This is a genomic window from Haloarcula sp. H-hyl2, from assembly GCF_056934385.1.
This window is the reverse complement of sequence record NZ_JBRIIJ010000001.1, coordinates 1,207,054-1,230,883: the sequence shown is the minus strand read 5'-3', so window position 1 is coordinate 1,230,883 and position 23,830 is coordinate 1,207,054. Positions and strand designations below refer to the sequence as shown.

Here is a 23,830-nt window from a genome sequence, read left to right as displayed (position 1 = left end):
CAACCACCCATGGCGACGGTGCTCCGCGAGCCCGGTGAAAAGGTGTGACCGGAGCCGGCAAATGAACCGTGAGGTTCGACCGCCGGGGAGAGAGCCGCGTTGAGAAACCGCGGGGCAATGACTTCCCGGTGGATGGGAGCCCCTGTGTCAGGGCCACAGGACGCTCCCGAGTTAGGGTCGAAACCCGCCCCGCCGACCTCGGGAGAACCAGTCCTGAAACCGACCGGTAGCAGGCCGGGTTCCCTCTGTGCAGGGAAGCGCGCCGTTTACCGCGGGGAGGATGTCACCGAAGGCGTTCCTCGACCGCCACGCGGACGATCGAGCCCGCGATTTCGGCCCCGCCCGAGAAGGGATCGAGTTTCGTCTCGCCCTTGCGCTCGTCGTACTCGATGGGTATCTCACGGACGTCGTAGCCGCGCATGAGCGGCCGCATGAGCAGTTCTGCGGAGAGGCCGGTGTTCTCCGTCCAGCGGATCTTCTGGACGACCTCGCGCCTGTACGCGCGCATACCGGTCGTCATGTCGTGGGCACGCTTGCCCATCAGCACGCTCCCGGCCAGGGCGAACAGTTCGTTGCCGAGACGGTTCATCGGGGGCATCTCGTCGGCACCGAAGTAGAGTCGGTCACCGCTGACGACATCGGCGCCGTCGTTGATCGCCGCCAGGAGATCCGGGAGCCGTTCCATCGGGTAGGTGTCGTCGCAGTCGGTGGTGACGACGACCGGCCGATCGGGCGTCAGGACGGCCTCCCTGACAGCGACGCCGTACCCCTGTGGCTCCTGTTCGATGACTGTCGCCCCGTGTTCGCGAGCGATCTCTGGCGTCCGATCGCTAGAGCCGTCGACACAGACCACTTCAGCACGACCGTCGGTGATTCTCTCGATATCCGAGAGGACCGTCCCGATGGCATCTGCCTCGTTGTAGGTCCCCATCACGACCGCCAGATCGTCGAACGTGTACCCCTCCTGCTGTGCTGTCTGCTGCTGTTGCTGACTCATTGGGTCGGTATCTGGACCAGCGACCCTTGAGTGTTTAGGTTCGCCGAAAATATGGTTGGATTACTGACGGTTGTCGAGGGGGACCGCGTCCTCCCACACGGTCTCGAAGAGTTCGTTCCCCCACTGGATGGCCGAGGCGTCCTCGGAGACGAGTGTCGCCCGCGCCCACGTACCGTCGCGCTCGGGGAGGGTCAGGATGGTCCACTCCTCGGAGACGCCAAGCGCGAACGGCGCGTCGGTCACTCGGACACTGATCGAATCGATAGACGCCCCGGGGAACTCCTCGGGGTCCTCACCAGCGATAAGGTCGGTGCTCAGGACCAACCTGGTGTCCTCGTGGTCCGGCATCGCTTCGCCGTAGGCTTCGTGGTAGACTGGCGAGACGATGTCACAGACGTCCACGGAGTCGAGCCGGGCTGCGACCGCACGCACCTGTCTGTTCAGGTCCGTCTCGTGGGACCGCAGGATATCGTAGTCCCCCAGTTGGGGCAACCGACAGCGGAAGGCCCGTGGGAGTACCGTCGTATCGTGGTCGTTCCAGTAGCCGTCTGCGTCCGCGAGCAACCGCTCGGTCTCTCGCTGGCGCACCACCGCGTCGGCGACCAGCTGACCGCTGCCTGTCAGGCGCCACCCTCCCTGGTACTCCTCGACCAGTGTCCGGCCTTCGAGGTTCGAGAGGGCGTCGTACACCGCGGATTCGCTGGCATCGAGCGCTTCGAGCAGTTCGTCGGTGGTGTATCGACGCGCTCCCAGCGACTGGACGACGTCCTCGCGTACCGAGGACGTACAGACGTACTTGATCGGCCTCCCCCCAGACATATGCAGAGCAGTTCGACCCTGGGGCCCACCCTACATATCAGTTTCCACTCACAATGGAACTGTGTACGATTGCTCGACTGTTCCCCGGTGCAATAGTGTGGGATTTTTTACTCATGCGGGAACAGAATCTGTTGCTGTCTGGAACCACCCTGGTCCCTGCTGTCTCATCTCGGCCAGTGCTGTCGTGGTCTCCGGCAGCGCGACATCCCCACACGACGCCTCTGACAAGCGGGGCTCTCCCCGGAGCCTCGTCATACCCCATATACGACGCAGGCCCCCGAGCTCCCCTCCCCACTCACTTCGCCGGGGGCTCGTCGCGTCCGATGTGGATCTCGTAGGCCTCGATGTCCTCGTAGGCCGCGACCTGTCCGCCAACGTCGACTGGTCCGTCTGCCGTCTCCACGACCAGTGTCGCGATCTCCCGGTTCGGCCCGAACGACGCCTCCGTGACGCGGCCGCTGATGACCCAGTTGTCCCCCGTCTCGACGTCTCGGCCCTCTATCGTGGCGTAGAACTCGCCCTCCATCGAGGTCATATCGGAGATCGCCCGCCGGATCGTCCCGTAGCGCCGCGGGAACGGGATCTCGCTGTCGTCGGTGGCGATGACCTCTCCAGTCGTCCACAGCACCGTGTTGAGGAACCCGGAGACGAGAAAGCCCAGTTCCGAGCGATTGAAGACCACGCCGTACCGGTCGGTGTTCCCGCTGATGCTCTCGCGTGTCGCGTACATCGAGTAGTTCCCGTCGGCGACGGCGACGACCGGCGTCGTGACACCACGACGACCCATGACGGTCGATGCGACGGCGGCGTAGTCGAACGACGTGGGGTCGGGTGCCTGTGTGGCCGGCGAGATGAGTATCTCAGTCGCGACACCCTCCTCCCGCCGTCTGGCCAACTGGTCCTCGAAGCGGTCGAGCAGTGACGGCGTCAGCGACAACAGGAGTTCGTACTCGGCCGCATCGATGATGTCCTCCAGGTACCGGAGGATCGTCGGTCGGGACTTGACCAGTGAGACAGCCTCGGGTTCCCGCGCGGGAGCAGTGTACCGGTCGGCCAGATCCGCGACGAGCGTATCCAGTGACTCCTGGATGTCGCCGAACGCTTCCCGTGGGTCGATAGCCCGGACCTTCATCGGACGGGATTCTTCGAGTTCGACCAGACCGACGTCGCTGAGGCTACGCGCGGTGTCGTACACCCGCGGCTGTGGGATGTCGGTATGCTCGGCGATCTCCGAGGCGGTCAACTCGCCGTGTTCGAGAACACAGATATAGGCAGCCATCTCGTACTCGCCCAGATCGAACCGTGTGATAACACGTTCGAGCGCGGCTTCGAGACTATCGTCGGGCATGTCGGGCCGTTCGCCGGAGGACTACAAAGAAGTTCTCCCCTGCTACTGGATCCGGGGTGACTCAGCCTCGTCGAGTTCGCGGTTGCGCAGGGCCTCGCCGCTGGCGGTATCGAAGAGGTGGATCGCCGATTCCGGGAACCCGACGACGATCCGCTGGCCGGCGTTGACGCTTTTCATCCCGTCGATGACTGCCGTGAACGTACCGTCCTCGGGATCGTTGCCCTCGAAGACGAGGTGGACGACGTTCTCGTCGCCCTTCGGCTCGACGACGTCGACCATCGCGTGGTAGTCCGTCTCCGACTCGACGCTCGATTTGAGTTCGACGTCTTCCGGTCGGATCCCCAGCGTGACGTCGGTCGTGTTGCCCAGTTCCGAGACGGCCGCATCCGAGAGCGGATACTCGAAGTCCTCGGCGACCAGAACCGAGCCGTGCCGTTCGATGTCGAAGAAGTTCATCGAGGGTTCCCCGATGAAGCCCGCGACGAAGAGGTTGTTCGGCTGGTGGTAACACTCCAGTGGCGTCCCACACTGCTGGAGGATTCCCTCGTCCAGGATGGCGATGCGATCGGACATCGTCATCGCCTCGACCTGGTCGTGCGTGACGTAGACCGTCGTGGTCCCGAGGTTGTTCTGGATGTGCTGGAGTTCGGTCCGCATCTCCGCCCGCAGCTTCGCGTCCAGGTTCGCCAGCGGTTCGTCCATCAGGAACACTTCCGGCTCACGGACGATCGCCCGCCCCAGCGCGACGCGCTGTTGCTGGCCGCCAGAGAGTTCCGAGGGTGCCCGGTTGATCAGTTCCGCGATCCCCAGCAGCTCTGCGGTCTCCTCGACTCGCTCGTCGATCTCGTCGTCGGGCATGTCCGTCGACTCCTCCAGCCCGAACGCCATGTTCTCCCGGACGCTCATGTGCGGGTACAGCGCGTAGGACTGGAACACCATCGCGATATCCCGGTCCGTCGCCGGGATGTCGTTCAGTACGGTGTCGCCGAGTCTGATCTCGCCGCTCGTGATCTCTTCCAGGCCCGCGATCATCCGGAGTGTGGTCGATTTTCCACACCCGGACGGGCCGACCAGTACCAGGAACTCTCCGTCGCCGATATCCACCGAGACATCGTCGACGGCGATGATCTGTTCGCCGTCGTCGTCGAATATTTTCGTAACCTTGTCGAGTGTCAAACGTGCCATCGTTTAACTCCCCATTTGTCGTACCGCGTATTTGATAGTTCTGCTGTCACTCGGGCCGGTCCCGAGATTCTCCGTTTATACCGCCCTCTGGACACCGTATAATGCTACCGCTCTCCGGTCGAGCGATAAAAAATCCGGTGAACAGGGGTGCCGTTAGTTGCTCCAGGCGTTGACCATCTGATTGATGACCTCCTCGTTGGAGGCCCCTGAGATGAACGAGGAGATGGCCGAACTCGCACCGGAGGCGACTTCGGGCGGTGCTGCGAGACCGTGGGCCAGCGAACGGGGCTGGGCTTCGCTGTTCTGGAAGTCCTCGATCTGGTCCGAGGAGAAGTCGTTGAACGGCTCGGTCGAGGTGTCGCCGCGCGGCGGAATCGCACCCTTGCCGGGACAGAAGATCTCCTGTGCCTCGGCCGTGCCTGCGAAGCGGCACCACAGCGTCGTCGCCTCGGGCGACGGGTTGTCGATCGGGTACGGGAACGAGTCCATGTTCAGCGCGTAGTATCCGTCGGTTCCCGGGTACGGGACGTAGTCCCAGTCTTCGCCGTAGTCGAAGTCCTCGGTCCCGACGTAGGTCCCGGCCGCCCAGTCACCCTGGTGGATGAAGCCGGCGTCGCCGTTGATGACCTGCGAGTTACCCTCGGTCCAGGAGATGGAGCCGGCGTCACTCGGGTAGAACTCGCTGTAGTCACGAACGATGTCTAGCGCTTCCGCGAGGGAGTCGCGGTTGGCCTCGATCTGCCCGTCCTCGAAGGTCTCGGTGTAGGTCGACGCATCGGTGACACCGAGATAGACCGTCGCGAACAGCTGGATGGTCGACCACGGCGCGTTCGTCTGGTGTGCCATCCCCGTGTAGCCAGCGTCCGAGACGGCCTGGAGGGCGTCGGTGACGTCCGACGGGGAGCTCAGGCTCGACGGGTCGACGCCTGCGTCCTCGATGACGCTGACGTTGTAGAACAGGTTGTTGATGCGGTGGATGTTCAGCGGAACGGTAACGTAGTTACCGGCCGGCTGGGCCGCCGCCTTGGGCCCGTCGAGGTAGGCCTCCTTCATGTTGTTCTGGTCCCAGACGGAGGAGCCGATGTCCTCGAGCAGGTTCGCGTCCGTGAACGGCGTCAGCGCCGCACCGGGCCAGTTCTGCCAGGTACTCGGGTGGTTGCCGTTCTGGATACGGGTCCGGATGTTGGACTGGAGGTTCTGGCCTGCACCACCCGCGATCAGGTTGTCGTCGAAGTCGACGTACGGATACTTCTCGGTGAAGGCGTCCATTACCGACTGGATGGCCTCCAGACCGTCGCCCTCACCCCACCAGTGGGCGACTTCCAGTGTGTTCGTTTGTGTTTGCTCGTCGCCGCCGGAACCGCCGTCCCCGGAGCCGCCGTCCCCGGAGCCACCGTCACCGGAGCCACCGTCGCCACCGGAGCCGCCGTCCCCGGAGCCACCATCGCCACCGGAGCCACCGTCGCCGCCACAGCCAGCCAGTGACGCAGCGCCGGCAGCACCGGCGATGCGAAGTGCGTTCCGTCTCGAAAGCCGTTTTTCAGAGTTGTCGTCAGTCATGGTTGCACCAATACCTCACGATTTCATATTGAGGAATCGTACTTAATACTTCTGTATGACAACAGCGTCTATTTGACCCTCGGAAAAGACCCACTAATCCGGTCGCAGTCTTGCGGTTATAATTGTTATTCGATGTTGAAACAATCATTTACAATTCTACCGAATTTCGGCCTGGATTGATAATTACACAATAGGTGTGGAGAAAATATCGCTCCTCACGCTGGCGCGCGCTTACAGCGAGTCGAACTCGACAACCGCTTTGATCTGGTCGTCTCCGTTCTCGAACGCCGGTGCGACATCGGTTGGGTCGGCGACCGTCGTGACGAGATCGTCGAGCAACCACTCCGGGGTCTCCGAGAGCGTCTCGACGGCGTACTCGAAGTGTTTGATGTGGGAGTTGACCGTCCCGATGAGACACTTGTTGTGGAGCACGATCTCGTTGTGGAGTGAGCCGCCGTCGATCTCGAAGTCCCAGGAGCCGGGGATACCGAGCAAGGCCCCGACGCCGTTGGGTGCCAGCGCGTGGACCGTCTGGATCGAGTGCGGTGCGTACCCCGTCGCCTCGTAGATGTAGTCGACAGCCTCGTAGGCCTCTGGCATCTCGTCGACGGGTGTCTCGCGGGAGTCGACGTACGTCGCACCGAGTTCGTCGATGATGTCGACGGTCGGATCCGGGCGATCACGCCGACCGACGCAGTAGGTCCGGTCGAACTCCCGGTCGAGCATCCACAGAGTGAGCAGCCCGAGCGACCCGTTCCCCAGAACACAGGCCGACTCCGGCCGCCACTCGAACGGCTCGCGCGTCGCGAACGCGTGTTCGTTTGCCTTCTCGGTGATCGAGATCGGTTCGACGAAGAACCCGTACTCGGCGAGTTCGTCCGGGATCGGGACCAGGAAGTCCGCCGGTGAGGTGAAGTACTCCGCCATGTAGCCGTGGCCACCGACGATACCGCGCTCGACGTACTCCCCTTCGGGTGCCATATCCGGTTCCCCACGCCGGAAGTACTCGTTCGTCTTGCCGTCTGGTTTCCGTCGGACCGTTGGGACGACGATCTGTCCTTCCGCCAGGCCCGTGTCGTTCGATTCCTCGACGACACCGACTGCCTCGTGGCCCAGCACCATGTGGTCCTCCCCTTCAGGGTAGCCACCGTGTGCCCCGCCGATGACTTCGTGATCTGTCCCGTCGACGCCGACGCGCAGTGTCCGAACGAGTGCCTCACCCGGATCTGGCGTTGGCCGATCCTTCTCGATCAGTTCGGGTTCGTCGCCGTCCCGTCTCACACCAATTGCCTTCATAATACACCGAAATGTGAGAGCAAGGGGGATTAAGTCTTTCTTCAGCGTCGTCGCCTACTCGATCCGGACGGCTTCGCCGACCTCGCTGGACCGATAGATTCCGTCGATCACCTTCTGGACCGTGAGTGCCTGGCTCACCGTATTTCGCTCCGGCGCCTCGCCCTCGGCGACGGCTTCGACGAACCGACGCGTCTCGTCGACGTGTGGTTCGTTCGTCTGTGTCTCGATGTCGGTCGTCCGGTGGTGCATCCCGTTGACGTCGTCCGTCTCGTAGAGTGTCAGGTCGCCCGTTCCGATGTCCAGCCCGGCACCCGCGTCGGTCCCCCGGACGTAGTACTGTTTGCTGTTCGGACGGTTGGCAGCCCAGGAGACCTCCAGTGAGATTGTCGTCCCGTCCTCACAGCGGATGAACGCACTCACGGAGTCGTCGACGTCGAACTCGCCTGCGCCCTGGTCTTCGCCCCACATCTCGACGTAGGCGTAGTCCTCGTCGGTCCCGAAGTTCGCGCGCGTGGTCCCGGTGACCTCGACTACGTCGGGGAAGCCAGCCAGGTGCAGCGAGAGGTCGATGGCGTGAACACCGATGTCGATGAGCGAACCGCCGCCGGAGACCTCCTCCCTGGTGAACCACGACCCGCGGTACGGGACGCCACGCCGACGAAGGTACTCCGCTTCGACGTGTGTGATGTCGCCCAGGGTGCCCTGTTCGCGATACCCGGTGAGCACCTCGACCGGCTTGGCGAACCGGTTGTGGAAGCCAACCATGCAGAACCCGTCCGCGGCGGCCGCGGCCTCCGCGATACGCTCTGCACTGGCGAGGTCGTGCGCCAGCGGTTTCTCGACGAGTACGTCGAGCCCTGCATCCAGCGCGTCGACCACGTACTGCTCGTGGAACCGGTTCGGCGTGGTGACGAGCACCGCGTCGACCTTCCCGAGCATCTGCTCGTGGTCTTCGTAGACGTCGGCGCCGTATTCGTCGGCGAACGCGGTCCGGGCAGTGGGATCGACGTCCACGCCAGCGACGATTGTCTCCTCGAGGTCACTCTCTTCCAGTGCTTTACAGTGGACACTGGCGATGTTCCCGAGGCCGATTATTCCGAGTCGAACTGCAGACGGGTCAGTCATGTCTGTATGGGGTGGTTTGTGTGCATCGAGATGCGGGAAAAAGGTTCGGGTCAGTACAGCTGCTGTTCCCGCTCCTCACGCTCTTCTTCGCGTTGCTGCTGTTCCTTCTGGCGGCGGCGTCCCCGCCGGTACTGGATGATGCCCGGGATGATCGTGTTCTTCAGGTCCAGGACGAACGACACGAAGCCGTACGCCCAGAAGAAGAACAGGACCAGCATCAGGCTCCACCAGAGGGTTCCGGGCATTGTTCTGTTGTGTTAGTCGTCGGATTCGGCTTCGCTGCCAGTGGTCGTTCCGCCCGTGCCGATCGGCTCCAGCTTGTGGACGATGGCCTCGCCCGACGCCGAGTCGAACAGGTGGACGTTCCGTCGGTCGATGACGACCTGGACCTCCTCGTCCTCGTCGATGTCCGAGTCCGGCTCGATGCTCATCAGGAGCTGGTCGTCGGTCGTCTGCTCCTGGTCCATCGAGGTCTCACCTTCGCCCAGCAGCAGGTACGCGAAGATCTCGTCACCCATCGGCTCGAGGATGTCCGTCGTGGTTCTGATCTCCATCGACGGGTCCGGGACCTCGCTCTTCTCGGTGGACGGATAGATGTCCTCGGGCCGGATCCCGATCGTCAGGTCGTCGCCGACGCCGACGCCGGGCACCGTCTTGGGATCGAACTCCAGCGAGAAGTTCGGTGTCTCCAGTGCGTTCTCAGAGACGGTCGCCGAGACGAAGTTCATCGACGGCGAGCCGATGAAGCCGGCGACGAAGAGGTTGTCCGGCTCGTTGTAACAGGTCAGTGGGGGCGCGATCTGCTGGAGGCTCCCGCTGTTGAGGACGGCGATGCGGTCCGAGAGGGTCATCGCCTCCTCCTGGTCGTGGGTCACGTAGATGATCGTAGTGTCCAGTTCCTTGTGCAGGCGCTGGAGTTCGGTCCGCATGTGGACTTTCAGCTTCGCGTCGAGGTTCGCCAGCGGCTCGTCCATCAGGAACACGTCCGGTTCACGGACGATCGCGCGTGCGATGGCGACGCGTTGGCGCTGTCCACCGGACATCTCCTCGGGCATCCGCCCGAGCATGCCTTCGAGCTGGACGATGTCCGCCGCGCGTTCGACACGGCGGTCGATCTCGTCCTGCGGGTAGTCACGCAGGCGCAGCCCGAAGCTGATGTTGTCGTAGACGTCCATGTGAGGGAACAGCGCGATGTTCTGGAACACCATCGCGATGCCCCGATCCTTCGGCGGGAGGTTCGTTACCTCCCGGTCGCCGATGAACACCTGTCCCTCGGTCGGGATGGTGAGGCCGGCGATCGTCTCCATCGTCGTCGACTTCCCACAGCCGGACGGACCGACGAAGCAGATGAACTCACCGTGGTCGATGTCGAGGTTCATGTCGTCGACCGCGGTGACCACTTCACCCTGGTCGTCGTAGCGTTTCGTTACGTTTTCGAGTCTGACTCGTGCCATTGTGTTACTCCTTGAGTGCTCCTGAGGTCAGTCCGCTGACGATACGTTCCTGGGCGACGACCACGAGGATGACGACGGGGAGGACCCCGACGATACTTGCGGCCGCCATGAGGTTGTACTGCGTGGTGTACTGGGTCTGGTAGCTGAGGATCCCGCCGACGATCGGTGACCACTTCGACGCTTCCGGCGAGGTGGCCATGATCGAACTGAAGAAGTACTCGTTGTACACGGCGATAAAGGTCAGCACCGACGCCGTCGCCACACCGGGCGCCGACAGCGGCATGATGACCCGGAACAGCGCACCGAGCCGCGTAGTCCCTTCGACGCGTGCGGCGTCCTCCAACCCGTCGGGGATCTGCCCGTAGAAGGTCGTGAGGATGAAGATCGACAGCGGCATGAACAGCGCGCTGAACGGCAGGATCATCGACCCCGGCGTGTTCAACAGCCGCGGCGGCGTGAACAGCGGGATCTGCGTGAACGGCACCAGCAGCGGTTCGTTCCCCGCGAACGCCTTGAACAGCGGGATGACGAACGCGGCCGGCGGGAAGTAGCTGATCGCCAGGATACCCAGCATCAGGAGCGCACGGCCGGGGAACCGCAGTCGGCCGAAGACGTACCCCGCGAGGCTCGCGACGATCAGGACGATGATGGTCGTCGTGATCGCCAGCGCGAAGCTGTTCAGCATGTACAGGTGGAACGGCACCTGCTCGAAGACGGTGACGAACGCTGCCGGGTTGAACCCCTTCGGGACCGGCAGCGGGACGGTGAGCCCGCCCAGCTGTGGTAGGAAGCTCCCCTGTAGCAGGCGACCGTCCGGCGTGACCGCCAGGACGGCAAGCCAGTAGAAGGGGAACAGCGTCGTCACGAGGAAGAACACCATCGCTGCGTAGAACAGCGATTTGTAGAGCCCCTCGGGGTTCGCCATCGTCCGCTGGGCCCAGCTTCCGACTGCTCCCTCGTTACTCTCCTCGGAATCGCCAGTTGTCGTTGCCATGTTAGATCGCGTCCTCCCCCTGCCACAGGATGATTACCATCACGACGGCACCGATGATGGCGGCAGTGACGAATGCGATTGCTGCGGACACCCCTTCGCGGGTCGTGAAGGTCGCGACGACCATACACGACAGCGACGGGACGACGGTACAACTCGACACCGTGTCGATGATCCCGTACACCCGCATCGCCTGCACCGAGCGGAACAGCACGGCGATCCCGATCGTCGGCAGGATCAGCGGGAAGGTGATGTACTTGAACTGCTGCCACTTGGTCGCGCCTGCGACCTTCGCGACGTCGTAGAGGCCACGGTCGATGCTCTGGAGCCCGGCCAGTATCAGCAGCGCCATGAACGCCGACGTCTTCCAGATGTCGGCGACGATGATGATGAACACCGCACTGGCGGTGTCGTTGAGCGTGTTCGTCGGTGCCAGCAGCCCCAGATCTGCGAGGAACGGCGTCGCGAACCCGATGTTCGAGTTGAACATCAGGAAGAAGATCATCCCCTGGATGACGACCGGGACCGCCCACGGGATGATGATGGCTGCACGGATCCACCGTCGTCCGTAGAAGTCCTGGTCGAGGATGAGTGCCTGCCCGAGACCGATCAGTGTCTCGAAGAGGACACTCACCACGGCGAAGATCACCGTGACGATGAGCGCGCTGTTGAGCAGACCCGAGAGCGTGAACTCGGTCGGAATGAACGTCGTCCCTCCTGGGAGATAGCGGTTCAGCCCCCCGGCGAACAGGTCGACGTAGTTACCGACTCCGACGAAGTTCGTCGACGAGAAGTCCACCGAGAGCCGGTACAGGGACAACTCGAACGTCCGGAGCAGCGGGTACAGTGCGACGATGCCCAACAGGACGAACACCGGAATCAGTAGCAGGTACGCGTACTGGGTGTCGCTCAAGTTCTCCATCCAGCGCATTACCTGGACTAATGCACCGGAACGACGAGACTCTCGTCCCGCGTCGGCAGTATCAGTACTCATCTCCGTGTATCCCTCCTATGGGTTCCATAATCAATAATAAAGCAGTATTGTTTTAAAACTAGCCCGCGGGCTTCAGTTCGACTCGGTCTCGGCGAGGCTGTCAGCCAGCGTGTCCATCGCGGACTGCGAGTCGGTCTCCTGCCCGACGGCGCGGTTGGCCTGCTGGGCGATGTTGCTCTGCTGGTTGCTCCAGACCGACGTCACCGGGCGGGCCATCGTGTTGTTCCCTGCGACGCGCAGGGTGTCCATGTAGCGGCCGACCGGTTCCTGCTCGCGGGCGGCGTCGGAGTTGAACAGCTCGGGCTTCGGCGGCAGCCAGCCCCAGATGTCCAGCATGTCCAGGTTGAACGAGTCCTGCATGATGGCCTCGTAGATGGCGAGCTGGGCCTCCTCCTTGTTGCTGTTCGGGTTCGCAGTCATGTGCCAGCCACCGAGTGCGGAGGTGGTGCCACCCGTGCCGGGCTGTGCGGCCTCGCTCTCGGGGACAGCGTACGGAATCGGCATCGTACCGAGGTCCTCGCCGAACGGCTCTGGGTCGGAATCGCTCTCTGCGGGGTCCGCACCGCTGATCGAGATGGCGTAGGGCCAGTTGCGGTGGAAGACCGCGTTGCCCGACGCGAACGGAGCACGGGAGGTCTCCTCGGTCCAGCCGAGGATCTGGTTGGGCGTGAAGCCGCCGCCGTAGTCCTCGAACTCGCCACCGAACTCCTCGTCGTGGACGAACTTCCGCATCATGTTCAGCGACTGGACCGTCTCGGGCTCGTTGACCGTGATCGGCCGGTCGCCGACGGGGCCAAAGAGGTTCTCGCGGCCGCCGAAGTAGGCGCCGCCCCACGAGGACATGACCTCGTTGAAGGTACAGCAGGCGGTCCCGACGTAGATGTCCCACTGGGTCGTAAAGCCGTAGTCGACACCGGAGTTCTCCTGGACGTCAGACGCGATGTTGGACCACTCCTGCCAGGTCATCGGCTCGGTCGCCCAGTTGTTGGATTCGGGGCTGTAGCCGGCTTCCTCGACGAGGTCCTTCCGATAGAGCATCGTCGGGAAGTCCGGGAACATCGGGACGCCGAACAGGTCGCCGCTGCCCGGGTCACGTGCGGTCGCGGTGAAGGCTGTGAAGTAGTCCTCGTCGACCGTCGACAGCATGTCGTCGCTGAAGAAGTCCGCGCTCAGGTTCTTGATGAGGCCGCGCTGGATGAAGATGTTCGTCCAGCCGTTGTCCATCAGGAACAGGTCGGGCGACGTCTCGCCTGCGCTCAGCAGGCGGTTGTAGTTCGCCCGTGCGGCACCAGTGTCCTGGTCACGCGGGACGAAGCTGATCTCGATGTTGTCCGGGACCCCGGCGTCACGGAGGGCCTGGCGGACTTCCTCTTCGGCGTTCTGGAGGATGACCGGGTCGAACCCGATCTCGATGGTCGTCGAGCCACCGTCACCGGAGCCACCGGAGCTACCGCCGTCGCCACCGGAGCCACCGTCGCCGCCGGAGCCACCGTCGCCGCCGGAGCCACCGTCGCCGCCGGAGCCACCGTCACTTGCACAGCCTGCGATTCCTGCCACGACACCGGTCGCCCCAGCCGCCTGGACGAACCGCCGCCGCGAAACACCGTTCTTTCCACTGTCACCTGTCGTGCCGTTGTCCGACATGTCTACCGTGGTGGTTACTGGGTTAGCACTTAAAGGTTATCCATAATTAACCACAGGTGTTGTTAATAGGCTGTGAACTGGCCGTCAAACATGAATATTTCTGATAGATATGGAGTGATTCCAACTTTCGTTATATAAAAATTTGGTAATGCAAAACGCTCCTTTGTGATTGAGCGCGGCTCAAACGCGTAAACTGTGGGTCTGTTTTTCGACCCACGGAATGGTTATTCATATTGAATGTTGGTGACGGTAATGTTGGTCGCCTCTATCTCTTCGAGCACGGCGCCCCAGCCACCGACCTCGTACGTGCGATCCGCGGTGACGACGGTGGCCGTGACGCGACCCGCCAGTTGCGCCAGTGGCACGGGTTCGATACGTCCCATGTTCTTGCCCGTGTAATCGACAGCGGTGATGACGCCGGTTATCTCGATCTCCTTGTTGGTCTGTGTCTCGTAGCCGTCGACGACGACCTCTATCCGTGCGTTCTCCTCGAGCAGTGGCTCGATGTCCCGGACCGCGTGTCTGAGATCGACGTATGTGGTCGGTGTCTCCGGGCTCCGGACCGTATGGACGGTGTCCCAGATCTCCCACAGACAGGTCAGGAAGAACCAGTGGAACACGTACGTGTGTGTGCGATCGTTCACCAGCACCCCGTAGTTGCTGATAGAGTGCCGGTGGGGCGCGAAACACGTCCATGTCCGATCGACGAGGACCAGGAACGGGGCTGGGATCGCCCGGTGTCTGGCCTCCGTGCAGGCCCCCTCCAGTTCCTCTCTGGTCGGGATGTCGTCCTCTGGGTTGGTGCAGATGCTCAGTTTGATATCGACACCCCGGTCCATCGCCTGCCTGAGTGCCGGTTCGAGTTCGTAGAACTGCTCGGTGTTCACCCCCATCTGTATCTGGTTCTCCGCCGCTTCGATCAACTCCCGTGCGCGGTTGAGAACTGTCTCGAACCGCTTGACGATGCTGACCTCGTGGTCGGATATCTCCGGCTGGTTCCAGCGCTCCTCGATGGTCTCGGCCGCGTCGAGATATCTGGTCGAGCGCGAGCGGAGATCTTCGAGCACACCCTTCGGATCCCGCGCTCTGGCAGTCAGACTGTCCTGCTGGAACGTCTCGATGTACCCCTTCGACTCCAGATCTCGCAGTACGTCGTAGATCCGTGGATCCGGGACGTCACACGATTCCGCGACGTCAGTCGCGGATGCCGTCCCCAGCTCCAGCAACGCGACGTACGCTTCTGCCTGGTAGGGAGAGAGTCCAGCGTCCTCCAACACGTCCGTGAGTTCGTCGTCGTTCATCAGTAGGTCAGGTATTACAGATATCGAGTCGTTGTAGTCGCTATCGTCGCTCAGTCTTTCCCTTCCACGGGCCATTGCGGGAAGATCGGTTCTTCGATCCGTGCACACTCCGCGTCGCTCAGGGAGAGGTCGACCGCCTCGACGTTCTCTTCGAGGTGGTCCGTCGTTCGCGGGCCGATGATCGGCGCGTCGACGACCGGCTGTTCGAGTAGCCACGCGAGGCTCACCTGTGCGGGCGTGACGCCCTTCTCCTCGGCGATGTCCCGTATCGCATCGAGGACCGCCCAGTTCTCGTCGGTGAACCGGTTCGCCGTGTACTCGTCGTCGGTCGCCCGTCCGTCCTCGGGAGCGTCGTCCCGGTCGTACTTCCCTGCGAGGAAGCCGCCGCCGAGGGGCGACCACGGGATGACCCCGATCCCTTCGCTCTCACAGACTGGCAGGAGATTCGCCTCTTCGTGTCTGTCGACGGCGTTGTACTCCGGTTGCATACAGACGAACCGTTCGAGGCCCTCGATGTCGGCGGTGTAGAGTGCCCGCTGGAACTGCCAGTTGGCCATCGTACTGGCCCCGATGTAGCGGACGTACCCTTCGTCGACGAGGTAGGTCAGCGCTTCGAGAGTCTCCTCGATGGGCGTCTGTTCGTCCCAGCGATGGATCTGGTAGAGATCGATGTAGTCGAGCCCGAGTCTGTCGAGACTGGCGTGACACTGGTCGATGACGTGCTTCTTCGAGAGCCCGCCACCGTTAGGACCCTCGTGCATATCGAAGAAGACCTTCGTCGCGACGACGAACTCGTCACGGCGGTACGAGTCCAGCACCGACCCGACAATCTCTTCGCTCTCGCCGTTCGAGTACGCGTTGGCAGTGTCGATGAAGTTGATACCGAGATCCATCGCCTGCCGGAGAAGGTCCCGACTCTCGTCGGCGTCGTCCATCATCCAGGGCTCGCTGCTCCCGAAGTTCATCGTCCCCAGACAGAGTTCGGACACCTCCAATCCTGTCGAACCGAGAGTCGTGTACTGCATCCCCGAATCAGGCATGCGAGTATGTAACAACACCTGTTGTTAAAAAGTTTGGTGAGTATTCCATCAGAGACTCACGTGGGGAGATTGATAAGGGCGCTGTTGTAATGGCTCCATACCTATGTCGAATCTCGATTCGGTACGTGATGAGACCTACACGGGGAACAACAGGTGTTGGCCCTGCACGCTCGTCAATCTCGCTATCGTCGGCGTCGTCGCCGCCGCACTGACGCTACGGAAACGGCGACTGCTGGGCGCGCTGGTCGCGACAGTCGGACTCGTCGTCATCTACCTCCGCGGCTATCTCGTCCCGTATACGCCCCGGTTCGCCCCGGAACTCGTGGCTGCCTCGCCGCTCCCGGACGACTGGTTCCACGACGACTACAGTCCGCCGGACATCGACGACGTCGATAGTCAGACCACAGCCACCGACGTCGACACCGCGACGGAAGCCACCGAAACCGACGAGTCGGACGACCCGTCCCACGAGGCCGACGAGAGCGTCTCGCTGTCGGACGAGGTAGACCTGGACGGCGAGACCGTGATGCGGGAACTCGCCGAGGCGGGTGTCATCGACGCCGACGGGGAGATGCTCTTTCTTACCGACGAGGTCGAGAGCGCCTGGTACGACACGATCGACGAATTGGCGACCCTTCCACTCGACGCACTCGCAGCCGAGGTCAGCGAGACGTTCCCCCACGTCCAGCAGGCCGAGGGACTGCACACTGACGACCGTGACTGGGTGGTCGTGGGGGCGGGCGGCGGGAACCTGATTGCACGGCCCGTCGCTGTCGCCGAAATCGCGGCCTATCGCGTCCTCGACGACTACGTCGATGACAATCAGGTCCGGACAGCGGCCACCGAGACGTTCCGGATGTTCCTGGAAGAGTGTCCCGTCTGTGGGACCGAACTCGCCGAATCGACCGAGACGGGCTGCTGTGGTGGACACACGAATCCACGTGAAGCCCCAGACGAGACGCTCGTCTGTCCGAGCTGTGAACAGCGAGTGTATCGCTTCCCGGCCGAATAGTTCGCGAGCGACCACGCTGGTAGAGGGGTGGTAACGGAGAACGGGAAGATCCCGCCGACCGCACGAAGCGGCCGTATTGGTGACAACCATGCGCGCCGGCCTGGCAAACCGGACGCGGTTTCGTCGGTCAGACGCTGGCCGGGTGTGCGACAGTAGGTGGGTAGAGCCCAGGCATTGGGGATGACGATGGCACGTCGCCGGGCTCGGTTGGGGTCATCAGAGCCGTTCGGGTCACGAACGACAGGACACGACCCAGCCGAAGATTACTAACAACGCCCGTTGTAAATAGTTTGTGGAGAACGATTGGCCGATAGCACATGCTATTAAACCCTCCCACTCGGAGGTGAGTGTATGAAGAACACGGACGACCTCGTCGCGAGCGCAGCCGAACTCGCAGAACGGGGGCTCTCCAAGGGTGAGATCGCAGACGAACTCAACGTTTCTCGCGAGACAGCGAGCTGGCTTGTCGAACGGAGCGGCGCCGGCGCCCAGCCCACCGAGACACCGTCGGGTGGCCCACACGACATCCACGTCGACTGGTCGGCACTCGGCCGGGACGCCTCTCGCCTGTACCACGCCGGTGCGGCCATGGCGGACCTGCTCTCGAAGCAGGGCCAGGACGTCGACCTCACCATCGGCATCGAGAAGGCGGGTGCGCCACTAGCGACGAGCGTCGCACACGAACTCGACACGGACCTGGGGACGTACGCGCCGACCAAACATCAGTGGGACGACGACGACAGCGAGACCGCCGACGGCTCGTTCTCGCGAAACTTCGCCGAGATCAGGAACCGCGACTGCTACATCGTCGACGACACAATCACGAGCGGCAAGACGATGTCCGAGACCATCAACGCGATCCGCCAGCAGGGCGGGAACCCGGTCGCCTGTGTCGTCCTGGCCGACAAACGCGGCGTCGAGGACATCCAGGGCGTTCCGGTCTACTCGCTGCTCCAGGTCATCCGGGTCGGCAGCGACGACGAAGACGAGAGGTAACCGCTCACGTCAGCGAGTAGACGACAGCCTCGTACGGACGGAGATCCAGCGCAGCCGGGTCCGCCGGGGTATCAGCGTAGTTGGATGACAGCAGCGACGCATCGTCGACGGTGACGTCTGCGGGGGGATCGAAGGCGACCGATTCGTCTGACCAGTTCAGGACGACCAGCGCTCGCTCGTCACCGAGCGTCCGCCGATAGACGTACAGGTCGGGATCGTCCGGATAGAACAGTTCGTACTCGCCGTAGACGAACACGTCGTTGTCGGCCCGCATCGCCAGGAGGTCCCGGTAGTGGTGCCAGATCGAATCCATCTCCTCGCGGGCCCGCTTGACGTTGATGTCGGTGTAGTTGTCGTTGACCTTGATCCAGGGCTCCCCGTCGGTAAAGCCCGCCTGGCCGCTGGCGTCCCACTGCATGGGGGTCCGCGCGTTGTCACGCGAGCGTGTATTCACGAGCTCACGGAACGTCTCGTAGGGTTCGCCCTGTTCGTCCATCATCTCCGAGATATGGTTGATGGTGTCCGGGTCGCGGGTCTCGTCCAGTGACGCGAAGTCCGCGTTCGTCATCCCGATCTCGTCACCCTGGTAGATATGCGGTGTCCCGCGGAGCGTGAGCAGGAACGTGGCGATGAGTGTCGCCGACTCGACGCGGTACTCGCCGTCGTCGCCGAAGCGGGAGACGATCCGTGCCTGGTCGTGGTTGCCCAGGTACAACGCGTTCCAGGCGTCGGGAAGCAGGCCGCGCTGCCACTTGGAGAAGATCTCTTTCAACTCGGTGAGGTCCCAGTCACTGGAGTCCCAGCGCCCGTCCTCCCCGTAGTCCAGCGACATGTGTTCGAACTGGAACATCATGTCCAGCCCGTCGTCGTAGTAGTCCGAGGCCTGGTCGGTGTCGATGCCCGGCATCTCGCCGATGACCATGATGTCGTACTCCGAGAGGACCTCGTCGTAGAGCTCTCTGCAGTACTCGTGGATCCGCGGGCCGTTGAAGAACTGGTCGGTCCCGATCCAGTCGTAGTCGGTCCGGCCGTCGGGATACCCCTCGGGTTTCGAGAGGTGGTTGATGACGTCCATCCGGAAGCCGTCGATGCCCCGCTCCAGCCACCAGCGGAGCATCTCGTAGATGGCCTCGCGAACGTCGGGGTTCGCCCAGTTCAGGTCCGGCTGTTTGGTGTGGTAGGTGTGGAGGTAGTACTCCTCGGTCCCCTCGTCCCACGTCCAGGCCGACCCGCCCATGAACGACTCCCAGTTGTTCGGGGGGGAACGGTCGGCCGGTCCTGGACTCTCGGGGTCGTCGGCCTCCTCGCCGGGATGCCAGTGGTACCAGTCCCGTTTCGGGTCGTCCTTCGAGGACCGCGACGCCTCGAACCACTCGTGTTCGTCGCTGGTGTGGTTGACGACCTGGTCCATGATGAGTTTGATGTCGCGGTCGTGGAGCGCGTCGAGCAGTTCCTCCCAGTCGGCCATCGTCCCGAACAGGTCGTCGATAGCCCGAAAGTCGCTGACATCGTACCCCATGTCCGCCTGTGGGGACTCGTAGACTGGACAGAGCCAGATCACGTCGACACCCAGGTCGTCGAGATAGTCGACTTTCTCCAGTATCCCCTGCAGATCACCCACGCCGTCGCCAGTCGAATCGACGAAGCTACGCGGATAGATCTGGTATACGGTCGCCTCTTTCCACCACGTCCGCTCGATGTCAGTTGGTTCGATCATAGCTCGTAGTGCCCGACGATCACTACAACAGGTGTAGTTAACCACTATCACTACCTTTCAGTAAAAAAGATTATGTCAGTCCAGAAGATAGACACGTCCCTCGTACGGTTCGAGCGTGACCGTCGCGGGGTCGTCGTCGGTGGTGTCGTAGTTGCTCGTCAGTAGGTCCGCCGTCTCGTATTCGACCGGGATCTCCACCGTCGGTTCGCCGTCGAAGAAGTTCAGGACGACGAGTGCGCGCGTCTGTTCGCCCTCGACGTCGAGCGTTCTGGTGAACGTGTAGACCGCCTCGTGGTCCGGGAGGAGCAGTTCGTAGTCGCCGTAGACCAGGACGTCGTGGTCGCTCCGCAGGTCGATGAGGTGTCGGTAGTAGTGCAGGATCGACTCCTCGTCTTCCAGGGCGTCTTCGACGTTGATATCGGTGTAGTTGTCGTTGATCGGGATCCACGGCTCACCGTCGGTGAAGCCCGCGTTCTCCGCGTCCTCCCACTGGACCGGCGTCCGGGCATTGTCCCGGGAGCGGTACCTGACGATCTCTTTCGCGTCCTCGAAGGAGTCGATCCGGCCGGATTCCAGGGCCAGTTCGACGCGGTTCGTCGCGTCGGCATCCCGCATCTCGTCCAGACTCGACCAGGGGTAGTTCGTCATGCCGATCTCGTCGCCCTGGAAGATGTACGGGGTGCCCCGATGGGTCAGCAGGTACGTCGCGAGCATCTTCGCGGACTCCTCGCGGTACTCCCCGTCGTCCCCGAATCGCGAGACGATGCGTGACTGGTCGTGGTTGCCCAGGTAGATGCTGTTCCAGCCCTCCAGTTCGGTCTGCCACCGCGAGATGACCTCCTTCAACTCGACGAGGTCCCACTCCTCCAGGGTCCACCACCCCTCCTGCTCGTCGAGCAGCATGTGCTTGAAGTGGAACAGCATGTCCATCGGTCCGTCCTCGCCCACGTAGTTCGAGGCCGTCTCGGTGTCGACGGCGATACACTCCCCGACGGTCATCGTGTCGTAGTTGTCGTAGGTCTCCTCGGCGATCTCCTCGAGGAACTCCCCGATCCGCGGGCCGTTGGCGAAGTGCTCGGCGCCGACCCACCCTTCGCCGGGCATCCCGTCCGGGAGCCCCTCGGGTTTCGAGATGAGGTTGATGACGTCCATCCGGAACCCGTCGATCCCCTTCTCCAGCCACCAGTTCATCATGTCGTGGATCTCGCTCCGGACCTCGGGGTTCTCCCAGTTGAGGTCGGGTTGCTTCTCGTCGAAGAGGTGGAGATAATGCATCCCGACATCCTCGTCCCAGGCCCAGGCAGACCCGCCAAAACCCGAGGTCCAGTTGTTCGGGGCGTGTTCGGAGTCGCCCTCGTGCCACATGTAGTACTCCCGGTAGCCGTCCTCGTCGGCCCGTGACTTCCGGAACCACTCGTGTTCGTCGCTGGTGTGGTTGACCACCAGGTCCATGATGAGCTTCATGTCCCTGGCGTGGATCTCCTCCAGCAACCGCTCCCAGTCGGCCATCGTCCCGTAGTCCTCGTAGATCGACTGGTAATCCCGGATGTCGTAGCCGTTGTCGACCTGCGGGGAGTCGTAGACGGGGTTCAGCCAGATGACGTCGACGCCGAGGTCAGCCACGTAGTCGAGTCGCTCGATGATCCCCTGGATGTCACCGACGCCGTCGCCGTCGCTATCGTTGAAGCTCTGTGGATAGATCTGGTAGACGACTGCTTCCTTCCACCATTCCCGTTCGAGGTCGCTGTCCGCTCCACCGTCCCGTGTCATCGTATACCGGGACTGTCGGTAACTCCCGTGATAGTTTTTTCGTCGAACCCCGACTGGTTCGACAGCGGGCGACGAGTCGAGTCGCCGTCTGTCGAGTCCCGAGTGTGGAAGTCAGCGCTCCGACGCGGGATCCTCGGAACGGGCGTGGACGCCCAGCACCCGCCAGCAGTTCCCCCTCGCGACCACCTGTTCGATCTCGACGTCGACGACGGCACCCTCCGAGAGCGAATTGATCAGGTCACGCTGGATCGGCGACGCGTAATCGACGAGCTGAAGTGTCGACTGGGTCCCCTCGCAGATACCGACCGTCGAGTCGCTCCCCGATGGCTGTTTCACGATCGTGACCCGTACCGAGCGCCGCTCCGGGTGGGTGTCGGGATCGGTCGTGGCACTGCGTTCGAACTCCACCGGGCTCGGCCCATCTGGCCGTGCGGTCCCACCCGTCGATACGCGGGTCTCCCGGCGATCCGTGTATCCTCGACCGGACGCTGCCCCCTGTGTGGTACCCGATCGTTCGACCCGTTGGCTCCCATTTCCTGACCCTGTTGAGTGTCTCATCGTTCGTCGTGTCATCGGTCCGAAGAGACTTAGTTATGGAGGTCCTTCTGACACGGTAGGATCCTCCTACTCGGCGGTATCGACGCCGAGAGCGTGTGGGACGCCGGTCGGTCAGACGGACGGTGGATGGCCAGTTCAGATATCGTAGACGGTCGCCTCGTACGGGCGCAGCGAGATCGACGGGAACTCGTGATCCGGGTCGTCGTAGTTGGAGACGAGGGGACGCCCGTCGAGGGCCGCCTCGCTCAGATCGACAGTCAGGTGCTCGTCGCTGAAGTTCAGGACGATCAGTACCCGCTCGTCTTCGAGGGATTGCGTAAACGCGAACACCTGTTCGTGGTGGTCCAGCACCATCTCGAACTCGCCGTAGACGAAGACGTCGCGGTCGTGGCGGAGGTCGATGAGCGTTCGGTAGTGGTCGAAGATGGAGTCCTCGCTGGTGCGAGCGTCCGCGACGTTGATCTCCGGGTAGTTCTCGTTGACCTTCAGCCACGGGTCGCCGTCGGTGAAGCCGGCGTTCTCCGCGTCGTCCCACTGGACTGGCGTCCGGGCGTTGTCCCGCGAGCGCGTGTTGACGAAATCACGGAGTTCCTGGTAGTCGTCGAAGTCGTGCTCTTCCAGCAGGAGTTCGACGTGGTTGATGGTGTCGACGTCGACGACCTCGTCGAGGTGCTGCCAGTCGACGTTGGTCATGCCGATCTCGTCGCCCTGGTAGACGTACGGCGTCCCCGACTGCGTCAGCAGGAACGTCGCGAGCATCTTTGCAGACTCTTCGTGGTACTCGCCGTCGTCACCGAACCGCGAGACGATGCGTGGCTGGTCGTGGTTCCCGAGGTAGTTGCTGTTCCAGCCCTCTTCGGCCAGGCCGTGCTGCCAGCGGTTGACGATCTCCTTGAGGTCCAGCAGGTCCCAGTATTCGTAGTCGCCATAGGGATCCCAGCGGCCGCCGCCGTTGTGGTCGAGGTTCATGTGCTGGAACGTGAACACCATCCCGAGGCCGTCCCCGTCCTCGCCGGTGTACTGTTTGGCTTCCTCGACGTCGACGCCGGGCATCTCGCCGACGGTCATCACGTCGTAGTCTGCCAGCACCTCGTCGTGCATCTCCTGGAGGAACTCGTGGATGCGCGGGCCGTTCATGAAGTGCTCCAGGCCGGTCTGCCAGTCGCCCTCCTCGCCGTCCGGGAGGCCCTGGGTCTTCGAGATGAGGTTGACGACGTCCATGCGGAAGCCGTCGACGCCGCGGTCGAGCCACCAGCGCATCATCTCGTAGACGTCCTCTCGGACCGCGGGGTTCTCCCAGTTGAGGTCGGGTTGCTTCTCGTCGAAGAGGTGGAGGTAGTACTGTTCGCGCTCCTCGTCCCACGACCACGTCTGACCGCCGAAGAACGACTCCCAGTTGTTCGGCGGGCCACCGTCCTCGGCGGGGTCACGCCAGTGGTAGTAGTCCTCGTACCCGTCTTCGCGACGGCGGGACTTCTCGAACCACTCGTGTTCGTCGCTGGTGTGGTTGACCACGAGGTCCATGACGAGCTTGATGTCTCGGTCGTGGAGTTCGTCACGGAGGCGTTCCCAGTCCGACAGGTCGCCGAAGGTGTCGTCGATGGCGCGGTAGTTGCTGATGTCGTAGCCGTTGTCGGCCTGCGGTGACTCGTAGACCGGGGACAGCCAGAGCACGTCGATACCCAGGTCGTCGAGGTGGTCGACCTTCTCGATGATTCCCTGGATGTCACCGACGCCGTCGCCGTCGCTGTCGTTGAAACTCTTCGGGTAGATCTGGTAGACGACGGCCTCCTTCCACCACGTGCGGTCGTCGCTCGTGCGGTCGAGTAGCTGTGCGCTTGCGTTCATAGTACCCGACCTTGAACGTTGAGGCGTAAAAGTGTATCGCAGGTGATATTTTTTGGAATATTCGAACAAACAAATCGAATCGGGGCTATATTCGGGGATAATCGACAGACACAACGCGGGCCGATATCGACACGAAAAATAGTCGAATAATCGTCACGAGGATAATTCCGACCTG

At 62.6% G+C, this 23,830-nt stretch carries 20 protein-coding genes; 2 read left to right on the top strand and 18 right to left on the bottom strand.

The window, feature by feature from the left end; translation table 11 throughout:
- Positions 1-283: 283 nt before the first annotated feature.
- From Hhyl2_RS06355 to Hhyl2_RS06290, 14 genes are all read right to left on the bottom strand, one after another.
- The gene (locus Hhyl2_RS06355; protein WP_483549894.1) at positions 284-997 is read right to left on the bottom strand and encodes a dolichyl-phosphate hexose transferase; all 714 of its coding nucleotides are present in this window, start codon (positions 995-997) and stop codon (positions 284-286) included.
- 60 nt (positions 998-1,057) lie between these two features.
- Complete coding sequence (locus Hhyl2_RS06350; protein WP_483549893.1) at positions 1,058-1,816, bottom strand: helix-turn-helix transcriptional regulator; 759 nt, start codon at positions 1,814-1,816, stop codon at positions 1,058-1,060.
- Between the two features lie 295 nt (positions 1,817-2,111).
- The gene (trmB, locus tag Hhyl2_RS06345; protein ID WP_483549892.1) at positions 2,112-3,164 is read right to left on the bottom strand and encodes an HTH-type sugar sensing transcriptional regulator TrmB; all 1,053 of its coding nucleotides are present in this window, start codon (positions 3,162-3,164) and stop codon (positions 2,112-2,114) included.
- Positions 3,165-3,206: 42 nt separating this feature from the next.
- Positions 3,207-4,349 (bottom strand): ABC transporter ATP-binding protein, encoded by a 1,143-nt coding sequence (locus tag Hhyl2_RS06340; protein WP_483549891.1) that lies wholly within the window; start codon positions 4,347-4,349, stop codon positions 3,207-3,209.
- A 153-nt stretch (positions 4,350-4,502) separates the two neighbouring features.
- The gene (locus Hhyl2_RS06335; protein ID WP_483549890.1) at positions 4,503-5,909 is read right to left on the bottom strand and encodes an ABC transporter substrate-binding protein; all 1,407 of its coding nucleotides are present in this window, start codon (positions 5,907-5,909) and stop codon (positions 4,503-4,505) included.
- Positions 5,910-6,140: 231 nt separating this feature from the next.
- Positions 6,141-7,205 carry a glucose 1-dehydrogenase gene (locus Hhyl2_RS06330; RefSeq protein WP_483549889.1) on the bottom strand — a complete coding sequence of 355 codons (1,065 nt, stop codon included), beginning with the start codon at positions 7,203-7,205 and terminating at the stop codon, positions 6,141-6,143.
- 54 nt (positions 7,206-7,259) lie between these two features.
- Entirely contained in the window at positions 7,260-8,330 is a 1,071-nt protein-coding gene (locus Hhyl2_RS06325; protein WP_483549888.1) for a Gfo/Idh/MocA family protein, read from the bottom strand.
- A gap of 50 nt (positions 8,331-8,380) precedes the next feature.
- On the bottom strand, positions 8,381-8,575 hold the full coding sequence (locus Hhyl2_RS06320) for a DUF8005 family protein (RefSeq protein ID WP_483549887.1): 195 nt from the start codon (positions 8,573-8,575) through the stop codon (positions 8,381-8,383).
- 12 nt (positions 8,576-8,587) lie between these two features.
- On the bottom strand, positions 8,588-9,784 hold the full coding sequence (locus Hhyl2_RS06315) for an ABC transporter ATP-binding protein (RefSeq protein WP_483549886.1): 1,197 nt from the start codon (positions 9,782-9,784) through the stop codon (positions 8,588-8,590).
- Positions 9,785-9,788: 4 nt separating this feature from the next.
- A complete protein-coding gene (locus tag Hhyl2_RS06310; RefSeq protein WP_483549885.1) occupies positions 9,789-10,778 on the bottom strand; it encodes a carbohydrate ABC transporter permease in 990 nt (329 codons plus the stop codon).
- A gap of 1 nt (position 10,779) precedes the next feature.
- Entirely contained in the window at positions 10,780-11,769 is a 990-nt protein-coding gene (locus tag Hhyl2_RS06305; protein ID WP_483549884.1) for a carbohydrate ABC transporter permease, read from the bottom strand.
- A 72-nt stretch (positions 11,770-11,841) separates the two neighbouring features.
- On the bottom strand, positions 11,842-13,413 hold the full coding sequence (locus Hhyl2_RS06300) for a substrate-binding domain-containing protein (RefSeq protein WP_483549883.1): 1,572 nt from the start codon (positions 13,411-13,413) through the stop codon (positions 11,842-11,844).
- A gap of 224 nt (positions 13,414-13,637) precedes the next feature.
- Positions 13,638-14,714 (bottom strand): TrmB family transcriptional regulator, encoded by a 1,077-nt coding sequence (locus Hhyl2_RS06295; protein ID WP_483549882.1) that lies wholly within the window; start codon positions 14,712-14,714, stop codon positions 13,638-13,640.
- A gap of 50 nt (positions 14,715-14,764) precedes the next feature.
- Positions 14,765-15,754, bottom strand: coding sequence for an aldo/keto reductase (locus tag Hhyl2_RS06290; RefSeq protein WP_483549881.1), 990 nt, complete (start codon positions 15,752-15,754; stop codon positions 14,765-14,767).
- A gap of 103 nt (positions 15,755-15,857) precedes the next feature.
- Between Hhyl2_RS06290 and Hhyl2_RS06285 the strand changes: the two genes are divergently transcribed.
- Together Hhyl2_RS06285 and gfcR are read left to right on the top strand one after the other, a co-directional pair.
- The gene (locus tag Hhyl2_RS06285; RefSeq protein WP_483549880.1) at positions 15,858-16,766 is read left to right on the top strand and encodes a DUF8054 domain-containing protein; all 909 of its coding nucleotides are present in this window, start codon (positions 15,858-15,860) and stop codon (positions 16,764-16,766) included.
- A 351-nt stretch (positions 16,767-17,117) separates the two neighbouring features.
- Positions 17,118-17,762, top strand: a complete 645-nt coding sequence (gfcR, locus tag Hhyl2_RS06280) for a transcriptional regulator GfcR (RefSeq protein ID WP_483549879.1) — start codon at positions 17,118-17,120, stop codon at positions 17,760-17,762.
- 4 nt (positions 17,763-17,766) lie between these two features.
- Here the strand turns inward: gfcR and Hhyl2_RS06275 are convergent, their stop codons facing one another.
- From Hhyl2_RS06275 to Hhyl2_RS06260, 4 genes are all read right to left on the bottom strand, one after another.
- Positions 17,767-19,479, bottom strand: a complete 1,713-nt coding sequence (locus Hhyl2_RS06275; protein WP_483549878.1) for a glycoside hydrolase family 13 protein — start codon at positions 19,477-19,479, stop codon at positions 17,767-17,769.
- Between the two features lie 75 nt (positions 19,480-19,554).
- Entirely contained in the window at positions 19,555-21,249 is a 1,695-nt protein-coding gene (locus tag Hhyl2_RS06270; RefSeq protein ID WP_483549877.1) for a glycoside hydrolase family 13 protein, read from the bottom strand.
- 111 nt (positions 21,250-21,360) lie between these two features.
- A complete protein-coding gene (locus Hhyl2_RS06265) occupies positions 21,361-21,657 on the bottom strand; it encodes a DUF7999 family protein (RefSeq protein WP_483549876.1) in 297 nt (98 codons plus the stop codon).
- Positions 21,658-21,942: 285 nt separating this feature from the next.
- A complete protein-coding gene (locus Hhyl2_RS06260; RefSeq protein ID WP_483549875.1) occupies positions 21,943-23,655 on the bottom strand; it encodes a glycoside hydrolase family 13 protein in 1,713 nt (570 codons plus the stop codon).
- Between the last annotated feature and the right edge of the window lie 175 nt (positions 23,656-23,830).